General features: G+C 61.5%; 1 protein-coding gene and 1 pseudogene. Both read right to left on the bottom strand.

All coding sequences use genetic code 11. From position 1 onward, the window contains the following. A pseudogene (locus J5224_RS34675) lies at window positions 1-201 on the bottom strand (stress response translation initiation inhibitor YciH); the annotation flags it as partial. Next, a partial coding sequence (locus J5224_RS34680) for an orotidine 5'-phosphate decarboxylase / HUMPS family protein (RefSeq protein WP_264629350.1) occupies window positions 198-546 on the bottom strand: 349 nt, incomplete at its 5' end. The gene J5224_RS34680 and the pseudogene J5224_RS34675, both read right to left, overlap by 4 nt.

The following is a 546-nucleotide window of genomic DNA, read 5'->3' on the forward strand; positions in this document are numbered from 1 at the left end:
CAACTCTGCGGCCAACGCGGTCAGTGCGGCATCATCCAGATCGAGGCCGGTGATAATGCACACGCCCTTTCCTTTGCGCCCGCTGGTTTGCCGTTGAATACGCACCACGCCGTCGCCTTTCTCACGCGTTACCGGAGTCGGTTCTTCCTTGATGCGTCCGGCGTCGGTGGAATAGACCAACCGACTGTTGCTCTCACTCATGCCTGCCCTCCCGCCAACAACGAATGCCGAATCTGAGCCAGCGTTTGCGCCGGATCGGCAGATTGGGTGATCGGACGCCCAATCACCATGTAATCAACCCCTGCCGCCTGCGCCTGTTCCGGCGTCATAATGCGGCGCTGATCGCCACTGGCGCTGCCCGCCGGACGGATCCCCGGCGTGACCAACGTAAACGCGTTACCGCATACCTGTTTCAGGCGTTGTGCTTCCTGCGCCGAACACACCACACCATCCAATCCACAATCACGCGTCAGCACCGCAAGACGCTCGGCCTGCTGCGCCGGTGTCGCGGTAATGCCTAACGCCAGCAGATCGTCGGCTTCCATG

This window comes from Candidatus Symbiopectobacterium sp. NZEC135, from assembly GCF_025962695.1.